We start from the raw sequence: 8,500 nt of genomic DNA on the forward strand, positions 1-8,500 counted from the left end.
GCGAGACTCGTTGATTGAGGTAGGTAGACTGCCCGCCGTCGGCTCCATCCCGGCGGCGGATTTTTTGTGAGTTGAGTAGCGTGGCAAAGCGTACGAAGGCGCCTCGGGCCGAAAAGACCGAGGGCCCTACAATGCCGGGGTTCATCGAACCCCAGTTGGCGACCCTGAAGATGAAGGCGCCTTCGGGATCCCTCTGGATTCACGAAGTCAAATACGATGGCTACCGCATCCAGCTGCGGATCGACGGTGACGACCGGCGGGCCTACACCCGCAACGGCCATAACTGGGTCAACAAGTTCTCAAGGATTGCCGGCACCTTCGATATCGAAGGACAGGCCATCGTCGACGGCGAGGTCGTCGTCATCCATGATGGGCGCACGAACTTCTCCGAGCTGCAGGCAGACCTAGGCAGGGGCGATCAGGATCGACTGGTCTACTTCGCTTTTGATCTGCTCTGGCGGGACGGCAGAGATCTGCGCAAGGAGCCGCAGATCGAGCGGAAGAGGCTGCTCAAGGAGCTAATCGAGGAGCACGACCTCCAGGAGCCCGTCCTCTATAGCGAGCACCACGAAGGGGACGGCCAGGCACTGTTCGCGGCAGCCAGCAAGCTGAATTACGAAGGCATCGTCTCCAAGCGGCTGGATGCACCGTACCGGTCCGATCGGGTGGAGGCTTGGCAGAAGATCAAGGTCGTTCAGAAGGGCAAGTTTCCCGTGGTCGGTTTCATCAAGGACCCGTCCGGCGTGGCCGCGCTCTATTTGGGCAAGAAGGAAGGCAAGGATCTGGTCTACATGGGAAAGGTCGGGACCGGATGGAGCCGAACCACCTCGGCGCAGATCCGCAAGGCGCTCGACAACGTGGTGAGCCCGAAGCAGAAGCTGACCAAGACCATCAGGAAGCCGAAGGCCACGTGGGTCGAACCCAAGTTTTACGCGGACATCGAGTACCGAGACATCACCTCCGAAGGTCTGCTGCGGGCCAGCTCGTTCAAGGGGCTGAGCAAAGGAACGCGCCGATCATAGCCGCGTTTTCCTGCAGAGTAAGTGGAGTACCGGTCATGGATCCGGAACGGCGAGTTGCGAAGGCCTTGGAAGACGCACAAGGCATCTTGGCCCGGCATGTCGAGCCCGGCCCCAGAGATTGCGAGCAAACGATAAACAAGCTGCTGGATGTGCTCGACGACGAAGCCGTCGTGCAGGCGCTCAAGGATTCGAAGATGGAAAAGCCCACAACAGAACAACTCGACGAGCTCAAGAGGCTCAGTGCAATCGCGCGCGTGCCGGACGAATCCGAGATCGTGACCTCGAAGGAAGAAGCCGAAACCCGGATCCGCGATCTGAAAGACAAGGCTCGGATGGAATGAGGCGATGCAGGACGACATCCAGAGCGAAGAGCTAGGTCGGCGAAGGGACGTCGATCTCGGACATCCGGGCATGAACCCGATGGACTCGTTCGATCCCGATATGCCGTGCCGCGTTCGCGATGGTCTCAACGACCAGATCATCGAATGGAGCCCTCAGTGGGCTTCGATGTACCGCGAGCACGCGTCGAAATGGGATGAAGGCGTCATTTCCTGGGACGGCCTTTTGCTTGACGGGTGGGCGCCCATCGTTCCGAGCCATCCTTGCGGTCACTGAAGCGTCGCAGCGAAGCCGGCCGGGAACTCGCGATTCCTTGCGGCGTTGCACCTCATCGAACATTCGCAAGAGGAGGAGCCGATGGCGGCAGCGAAGAAGAAGACCGCACGTGGACGCAAGCAGGACCGGGCACGTGTCGCGAAGGGACAGGACTACGAAGTTCGCTACGAAGCTAAGAAGACCGGCCGCTCGGCATCGGCCGTCAAGAAGGCAGTCAAGACGGTCGGCAACAGCCGCAAGCGCGTCGAGAAGCGTCTGGGCCGCTAGGCCGCCTCAGATCCGGCCGGATAGCCTGACGCACTTATCGAGAGTGCGAGCGATGACTGGCGAGCCGAAGCCGACCAAGTCGGCGAAAAGGCGCCGCCGCAAGCCGCGAGGAGATCGTCGACTACGTCGTGGCGATCGAGGGATGGGATTGGGGCTACTCGTTTTCGCTCAACAGGGAGCGGCAGCCGATCGACCCCTACGACGAATTTCGCCACTTGCAGGTCAAGGAGCGGCTGTTGCGGCCGTCGGGGCAGAAGACCGAGAGGGCGGATATTTCGCTGCTCCCTTCGTCCGACCTGGAAGAGGAGCGGCGCAGAGACTTGCACCCCGTCGCATTGGGGTCGCTCCCACGTCACGCAGGATGCGATCTTGGGCAACATCGGAATCCCGCGGGACGCGCTGACGCCGATCCTGCAGATGCTGATCGCCGGCAAATTCAATTTCGTGCTGATGCGGGGCAGCCGATTCCGGCATCGCAGCGCCAAGGTCAATAGTCTACGGCTTGAGGCCAAGCTGACCGAAGACGATGTGGCGCTCGAAAAGGAATCGGCGGCCTGACCCTGCCGCGAAGGCTTTCTCCGCCGCTCGCGCGTCAGGCCTCGCCGGGCCCGGAGAAGATCGAGGTTGGAGGCGTCGTGCGCGGTAGGGGGAGCGGGCGCTCGGGCGGGGAAGATCGCGACGCCTGACCGCCTTTCGCATCATACCGCTTCGCCAGGTCCAATAGGCGTCGCCTGGTGAACGGGTTGGCCCTTTCGGCAATGGTCCGGACCCGGTGCGCGAGACCCCGATAGAATTCCTGCTCCATGGCGCACCCCACGCACGACATCACTCCTCAAATTTGAGTGGCCTGCACTCGGGGAGTCAAGCGGCGCAGGCGCGGAGGTCTGAAAACTTTTCAACGTGCCTTGTACCGACGCCTCAGGCGGGCCTAAGTTGCCGGCGGCAGGAAATTTCGACATGACGGTGCTGCACCCGATCCGGAAGGCGTGTCCGGCCTGCGGAAGGCCCATGAAACTCGTCAAGAGCGACGCGGGCCCCGGCAAGGAGCGCTATGTCTGTCCGGTTTGCGAGGACGATCCTTTGCACGACCCTGCCGCTCGCAAGTGGGTGGATAGCCCGTTGAAGCCGCCTGCGGACTGAGCTCTCCGTCACCAGGAACGGTAGTTAGATGCGGCTGGAGAACCGGGTGAACGCGGTCAGCCTCTGCACGGTCGGCTCGACGTCCTGCATGTAGGTCTCGGACCGGAGCAACGCGATCTCGTCGCCGAGCGCGGTCTCGTCGACGTCTCTGAACCAGGACTTGGCGCGCCCGTCGCTACCGTCGTTCCAACGATAGCCGCGCCTTTTCAACGAGTCCTTGAGTTCGAATGCGGTCTGCTCCGCCCAGACCCGCATCGTCGGCTTGCGGGCGGCCGCCAGCAACAGCGCCAGCGCCGTCGAACCGGTGGTCGGAAGCTCGGATGCCAGCACCTCCAGCAGAGCGTGACAGTCGTCGACGGCCCGATGCGCCTGGTGGAAGAAACCGGCACCGTTCAGCAGATACGCTCGGGAAGTCTGGGAACGGTGCGCGACGGACGCTTCGAGGTGGGTGCCGGCAACCGAGGCTGCGATCGGCGCGATGAGTCCGCAGGAGAAAGCCGATTTTCTCCGGAAGATTCCCGCGTGGATGAAAACGGAAGCCCAGGCCCCGTTGATGGAGGCGGCCCTCGACGGCGTTTCGGGCGACGATCTGGCAAGCTTCGCCGCAGCGATCGGAAAGCAGACTGGCTTCGCCACCGCAGCATTCGACGAACCGATGGCGCACGCAGCGCGAGTCCCGCGGCTACCATTGCTTGGGAGCTGAGTCGCAAGGGAGAGAGAGAAATGGCTGTCAATAAGCCGACTGGCGACAATGCCAGGAAGGGGTGCTGTCAAGAAACGCTCGCAAACCAAAACCACAATTGGTGGAGCAAGCGGTTGGACGAAGCGCGACAGAAGTTCCGGGGAGTTCATGGCCGTCAAGAAACCGAAGAAGGGAAAGAAAGCGGCCAAAAAGTTCAAGGGCGTGCGCGTCGAGAAAAAGAAGGCGAAGAAGAAAAAAACGGCGAAACGCTAGTGTCGCTTGCCCGGTCGCTTCGGTGTTCGCAGCAGCGGGCGCATCGTTTCAGTTGACGCAAACTTGGTCTCAAAGCCCTCGGGCAGCAGCGGTAGCTCGTCGGGGTCTGGTTCGTTGCAAGCCGGGCAGGGGGCGCCCGCGCCGCCACACCCACACGCGCGTGGTCCTTCCCAGGGGCGATCTAGGTGGTTTTCGCAGACCCAGTGGGTGTTGTCACAGCGCGCGCAGAACCTCATTGCACCAACGGTTCCTCCTCGATCTCCTCGCCGTGCAGATGTTCGAGCGCCTCGGCAAGATCGCGCATATCGATCAGTTCTCCGCAACCTGGACAGCGCACCAGATGGTCCCGCTCGTCGCGCGGCGTCCAGCGCAGCGGCTTCCTCGGTCGTCATCACGCGACGCTGCGAAGCGGCAGCGGAAGCGCCAGCTGCAGGTTGAAGGGCCGTGTGCCGTTGGCCTGGATGAAATCCTGCAGCGCCTGGGAGACTTCGGCGTCGTTGTTGGCGATGCGCTCGCTCAACGCGTCCGCGACGTCCGAGGTTGCATCGCGGGACCAGCCCTCGATCGCGTTGAAGCAGACGATCCGGAGCGGATAGGCATATTGGCCGGACAGGATGTCCCTTAGGAAGGTCTCAAGATCGGTATCGGCCTCGTCGGTCTCGCGCCAGGCGCAGCCGGCGCGGGCGCCGAAATCCTCGAGCACCAGGTAGATGTCGCGGTCGAGACGGTCGGTCGGCACAATCGAGGGCGACGAGCGCATACGCTTACTCCGGTACAAGGCGGAGAGACGGCCCCGACACGCAGGGTTGCTACGGGGGATATCGGTCGGGGCCGCTCCGCCAGCTCGGCGGCGAGCCGGCGGGATTCAAGCTGAGCCGGCCGGCTTAGTTCCTCGCCACTCGTGCGGACTGTCGCGGCGCATCCACGGGCGCTGTTCTAAGAGCAGGGCTCGCGGCTGCTTTTTAGGCACCTTCGGCTTGCACTTGCATTATTGCTTATGGACAATGACGCTGACAGATACCTACGCCACGCGAAGGCCTGCCTTGACGAGGCACAGAGGGCGATTGGTGTTGCCGACAAGGAGGCGTGGCTGGAACTCGGCGAAGAGTGGATGGCCATGGCGGAGAAAGCGCAGCGGGAAAGCTCTCATGAGCATTAAAGCGGTGAAGGATGCAGCGCGTACATATTGTTCGGGTGATCACTGACAGTGGCGAACGCCAAATTTGGCTTGCGGCAACCGCTCGGGACAAAGCAATCGACGCCGTGCTCGAAGTCGTCCCTGAGGGGTGGGCGGCCAGCCTAGTTCGGGGAGAGCTGGGAGCAGATGACGCCGCAGCGCTGAATATACAGCCTGGCGAAGTGCGAAAGCATCAAGTGAGCTAACGCGAACGAAAAAGTCCCAGCCGCCGTCTGGACGGCTGGGGCTCGCTCACGCCACAGGAGATCACCTGTTGTCCGGCAGGTGCACAGGAAGAAGCGTCAGCGAGTGTGTCTGTTCCTATGGCCTCTTTGGGAACCGTTCCTTTGGCGGGAACGTTATGAGCGTGAGGACCCTGGGGAGGATCGGCATGACGCAACACCGCCGAAGAGTGAAGCAAACCCGCTCCCTCGAACAACGGATGGCAGAGCTGGCCGCCCAACTCAAAGAACAGGCCAGCGAGTTACCGGCAGGTCCAGAGCGCGAGGCCCTGCTTAAGAGGGCTCGGATTGCCGAGACGGGCGCCCACTTATCTGACTGGATCACCTCGCCCGGCCTCCATCCTCCAGAATAGTGCTTTGAAAAGATCAACGAGAGGCGCCGGGCTTCTCGGCGTGGATGTGCAGAACGTAAAGCGTGTTTTGCGCTTCGTCGGTGACTTCCATTCGCTAGTCCGGACCGGGCGCCAGCTTTCCATCGATGCCTTGGAGCATCTGACCGGCCGTCACGGTCGCTTCCTTCCAAGCGGCGTGCTTGTCAGGGAGGTCCTTTCCCTCTTCGTCGATGAGCTTATGTTCGTGGGTAACGTGGAAAAAGTATCGCGGCATTTCGGTAAAAATGCTGCTTTGGAAAAGTTGTTCCGACTGGGCTGCGTACCCATTGAGCAACTGGCCGCCTTGTGTCCGCTCAACAACAGCCGCGGAAAGCGGACGTCCGCCGAGGTCGCTGAAGGGCCAACAACGGAAGTCACCGACCCGTGACGACGATGGCCACCCCGGAAACCAAAAGAAGAACGAGCACTACCTTGCGGAATGCGATCTCATCTAGTTTGCCGTAGAGCGACCAACCAAGCAGGGTTCCGGCCACAAGCACCGGCAGGCCGATCAAAAAGAGCCGGATCGTTTCCGGTGCAACTAGCCCCATCCCGCCGAAGGCCAGCAGCGTCAAAGCAAAGGTCACGACGGCAGTCGGCTGCGATACCGAGCGATGCTCATCGCGGGGCCAACCGCGCAACACGCACCACAAGGTCGGGAGAATGCCACCAAGCCCGGTAGCGCCACCAAGCACCCCATTGAGAAATCCAATCCCAGCGTCCCCGGATCGCCCTACCCTTTTCAAGTCAGGCATTTTCGGTCGGAGCAGATTGTAAAGGCTGAATGCGATCAGCAGTATTCCGACACCCGTCCTCAAGTGCACAGCCGATGCTAATTCGAGAATGGCGATGCCTGCGGGTATTCCGACGGCGCTTCCAATGACAAAAGGTAAAAGCCGAGATGGAATTATTGTACGTCGCAATCGCAAAGTTGAGTAACCCTGTACCAGCAGCGCGTAAGCGACAATCAATGTCGTCGTCTGCACCGGCGTCAGGGCGAAAAGCCAAATACCCGCAGCAACCATGCCAAATGCGAAGCCTGCAAGCCCGGTTACAAATGCAGCGGCGAATGTGCCTATCAGAAAGATAGCAAGCTCGAACGGAATTGCATTACTCATAACGATGGCCTTTCGTTGTGGTGGTTGAGGAAGAGGTGACGACCCGGCAATTCAGCCGTGTGTCTCTTCGGTCCCATCACGGCACCATCGATAGAGCGCGTCGTAGACCGGCATCATGGCTTCAAGCTGGGCCACGTCGTCCCTGAACATCCGGGAATAGCCTAGCGAGATCGCCAGCAGCCCACCCGACTGGGATGTCAGATCGGGCTCTCCGGTATCAGCGCCACGAATGATCGCTGCGAGACGCGACAACGGTTCGGTCTTGAGATTGAACTCCTCAAGCATCACGTCGAAAGTGCAGGCGTCACCTCGATCATTCCAAATGCCATGCCCGGTGTCGAACGGAGTTGCTGCGAACCTCTCCGCAACGGAAGCAACCTCCGAAGGAGCGACGAAGAGGAATATCGCTGTCGGATCGATAAAGCGACGGATCAACCACGGACAGGCTATTCGAACGATCTTTGGTCGCGATCGCGTGACCCAAGTTGTCCGACCGGCTTCGTCGCGAACTGGTAGCCGGTTCGTGCTCAATTGCAGTTGGTTCGCTTTGCACCATGCGTCGAAGCCGCCCGCAAGCGTCTCGGCAACGATGCCTGCTTGCCGAAGCCAAGCTGCTGTTCCTTGGCTGATATTCCCGCCATTCCGACAATAGACAACTACGCGTCGGCCAGAAATGTTTTGCGCCCAATTCGATATAATCTCGGAATTCATTCGGCGTGCGGTGGGCAACAAGCTCCGGTCAATGTCGCTGCCGTCACCGTCGCTTGGACGAACATCGATTAGCGTCGGTGCGCCGGGCAGGCCAATGATACGGGATAGTTGTTCTACCGATATTTCGGTTGGTGACGGCATGGCGTCCACCTCTTCATCGAGGGTTTGGACGCGATATTCGGCTGCCGCCTCACGGGGTCATCGCGATATCCCCAGAGATACATCTCGTACCGAAATCGCCTAAAAGTCAATCCGGTTGACTTCTCTTATGGGTCACATGCGGGCGTCGTGGCCATACTCGCCTTGGTCCGTTCGTACCTCGCAAGCCGACGTCAGGGCGTAGAGAAAGAGAGGCTGCTAGGGGCCACAAGGCGACATTTACACGGTTGAGAGGCCCCCCTCTCTTTGACGCTCGCAACACCGCTGTCCTTTGAGCAAGGCGGGTAGCTAAGCTACGATCGGCCAGTGACCCGATAGACTCGCGCCTCGCCCTCGACGCCACGCAGCGGGGCGTCGAACTCTTCGACACCGTACCCCGTCAGGAGCTGGCGAACGGCGGGGGCCGTATGGAGCGCTTCCGTAAGACAGATTTCGCCGGCACCGGCGAATGATTGCACCCGAGCTGCGATATTCACGGTCTGGCCGAAATAGTCGAGGTTCTCATTGAGGGTCACGGCGATAAACGGCCCGCAATGGGCGCCCATCTTGAGAATGATCGCCGGCTGGCCATGATCCCGGTTGAACCGTTCGATGTCTTGCAGAATTTGGAGCGCCGCCGCCACGGCATCCGCCGGTTGGAAGAACGCAGCCATGACGGCGTCGCCGATGGTCTTCACAATGGCACCGGCATGCTGATGAGCGATTGCATCTAGGAGAGCGAAA

At 60.8% G+C, this 8,500-nt stretch carries 13 protein-coding genes; 6 read left to right on the top strand and 7 right to left on the bottom strand.

Annotation, left to right across the window (positions count from 1 at the left end; genetic code table 11):
- Positions 1 to 131 precede the first annotated feature (131 nt).
- The 5 genes from ligD (at position 132) to RPS27_RS21675 (ending at position 2,462) form a co-directional block, all read left to right on the top strand.
- Complete coding sequence (gene ligD / locus RPS27_RS21655) at positions 132 to 1,022, top strand: non-homologous end-joining DNA ligase (protein WP_313754316.1); 891 nt, start codon at positions 132 to 134, stop codon at positions 1,020 to 1,022.
- Between the two features lie 35 nt (positions 1,023 to 1,057).
- Entirely contained in the window at positions 1,058 to 1,363 is a 306-nt protein-coding gene (locus tag RPS27_RS21660) for a hypothetical protein (protein WP_313754317.1), read from the top strand.
- A gap of 4 nt (positions 1,364 to 1,367) precedes the next feature.
- Positions 1,368 to 1,637: a hypothetical protein gene (locus RPS27_RS21665; protein ID WP_313754318.1), complete on the top strand. Its 270-nt coding sequence runs from the start codon at positions 1,368 to 1,370 to the stop codon at positions 1,635 to 1,637.
- 81 nt (positions 1,638 to 1,718) lie between these two features.
- Positions 1,719 to 1,904 carry a DUF3606 domain-containing protein gene (locus RPS27_RS21670; protein WP_313754319.1) on the top strand — a complete coding sequence of 62 codons (186 nt, stop codon included), beginning with the start codon at positions 1,719 to 1,721 and terminating at the stop codon, positions 1,902 to 1,904.
- Between the two features lie 369 nt (positions 1,905 to 2,273).
- Positions 2,274 to 2,462: a hypothetical protein gene (locus tag RPS27_RS21675; RefSeq protein WP_313754320.1), complete on the top strand. Its 189-nt coding sequence runs from the start codon at positions 2,274 to 2,276 to the stop codon at positions 2,460 to 2,462.
- Between the two features lie 34 nt (positions 2,463 to 2,496).
- Here the strand turns inward: RPS27_RS21675 and RPS27_RS21680 are convergent, their stop codons facing one another.
- Positions 2,497 to 2,709 (bottom strand): hypothetical protein, encoded by a 213-nt coding sequence (locus RPS27_RS21680; RefSeq protein ID WP_313754321.1) that lies wholly within the window; start codon positions 2,707 to 2,709, stop codon positions 2,497 to 2,499.
- Positions 2,710 to 2,912: 203 nt separating this feature from the next.
- Here RPS27_RS21680 and RPS27_RS21685 point away from each other — a divergent pair, with 203 nt between their 5' ends.
- On the top strand, positions 2,913 to 3,044 hold the full coding sequence (locus RPS27_RS21685; RefSeq protein ID WP_313754322.1) for a hypothetical protein: 132 nt from the start codon (positions 2,913 to 2,915) through the stop codon (positions 3,042 to 3,044).
- 24 nt (positions 3,045 to 3,068) lie between these two features.
- On the opposite strand, the gene RPS27_RS21690 is transcribed toward RPS27_RS21685, so the two are convergent.
- The 6 genes from RPS27_RS21690 to RPS27_RS21715 form a co-directional block, all read right to left on the bottom strand.
- The gene (locus RPS27_RS21690) at positions 3,069 to 3,818 is read right to left on the bottom strand and encodes a hypothetical protein (RefSeq protein WP_313754323.1); all 750 of its coding nucleotides are present in this window, start codon (positions 3,816 to 3,818) and stop codon (positions 3,069 to 3,071) included.
- Between the two features lie 572 nt (positions 3,819 to 4,390).
- Complete coding sequence (locus RPS27_RS21695; RefSeq protein ID WP_313754324.1) at positions 4,391 to 4,759, bottom strand: hypothetical protein; 369 nt, start codon at positions 4,757 to 4,759, stop codon at positions 4,391 to 4,393.
- A gap of 1,106 nt (positions 4,760 to 5,865) precedes the next feature.
- Positions 5,866 to 6,024: a DUF6894 family protein gene (locus RPS27_RS39750; RefSeq protein ID WP_409517562.1), complete on the bottom strand. Its 159-nt coding sequence runs from the start codon at positions 6,022 to 6,024 to the stop codon at positions 5,866 to 5,868.
- A gap of 139 nt (positions 6,025 to 6,163) precedes the next feature.
- Complete coding sequence (locus RPS27_RS21705) at positions 6,164 to 6,907, bottom strand: sulfite exporter TauE/SafE family protein (protein WP_313754326.1); 744 nt, start codon at positions 6,905 to 6,907, stop codon at positions 6,164 to 6,166.
- A 51-nt stretch (positions 6,908 to 6,958) separates the two neighbouring features.
- Entirely contained in the window at positions 6,959 to 7,759 is an 801-nt protein-coding gene (locus RPS27_RS21710; RefSeq protein ID WP_313754327.1) for a sulfurtransferase/chromate resistance protein, read from the bottom strand.
- A 311-nt stretch (positions 7,760 to 8,070) separates the two neighbouring features.
- Positions 8,071 to 8,500: adenylate/guanylate cyclase domain-containing protein (locus RPS27_RS21715; RefSeq protein ID WP_313754328.1), on the bottom strand; the 430-nt coding region annotated here is incomplete at its 5' end.

The organism is Bradyrhizobium sp. WYCCWR 12699, assembly GCF_032144035.1.
Lineage (GTDB): Bacteria > Pseudomonadota > Alphaproteobacteria > Rhizobiales > Xanthobacteraceae > Bradyrhizobium.

Bases quoted from the DNA above. Each gene is read 5' to 3' on its own strand.
- RPS27_RS21710 (WP_313754327.1), bottom strand. From the start codon at position 7,759: ATGCCGTCACCAACCGAAATATCGGTAGAACAACTATCCCGTATCATT.
- RPS27_RS21660 (WP_313754317.1), top strand. From the start codon at position 1,058: ATGGATCCGGAACGGCGAGTTGCGAAGGCCTTGGAAGACGCACAAGGC.
- RPS27_RS21705 (WP_313754326.1), bottom strand. From the start codon at position 6,907: ATGAGTAATGCAATTCCGTTCGAGCTTGCTATCTTTCTGATAGGCACA.
- RPS27_RS21670 (WP_313754319.1), top strand. From the start codon at position 1,719: ATGGCGGCAGCGAAGAAGAAGACCGCACGTGGACGCAAGCAGGACCGG.
- RPS27_RS39750 (WP_409517562.1), bottom strand. From the start codon at position 6,024: ATGCCGCGATACTTTTTCCACGTTACCCACGAACATAAGCTCATCGAC.
- RPS27_RS21665 (WP_313754318.1), top strand. From the start codon at position 1,368: ATGCAGGACGACATCCAGAGCGAAGAGCTAGGTCGGCGAAGGGACGTC.
- ligD (WP_313754316.1), top strand. From the start codon at position 132: ATGCCGGGGTTCATCGAACCCCAGTTGGCGACCCTGAAGATGAAGGCG.
- RPS27_RS21695 (WP_313754324.1), bottom strand. From the start codon at position 4,759: ATGCGCTCGTCGCCCTCGATTGTGCCGACCGACCGTCTCGACCGCGAC.
- RPS27_RS21680 (WP_313754321.1), bottom strand. From the start codon at position 2,709: ATGGAGCAGGAATTCTATCGGGGTCTCGCGCACCGGGTCCGGACCATT.
- RPS27_RS21685 (WP_313754322.1), top strand. From the start codon at position 2,913: ATGAAACTCGTCAAGAGCGACGCGGGCCCCGGCAAGGAGCGCTATGTC.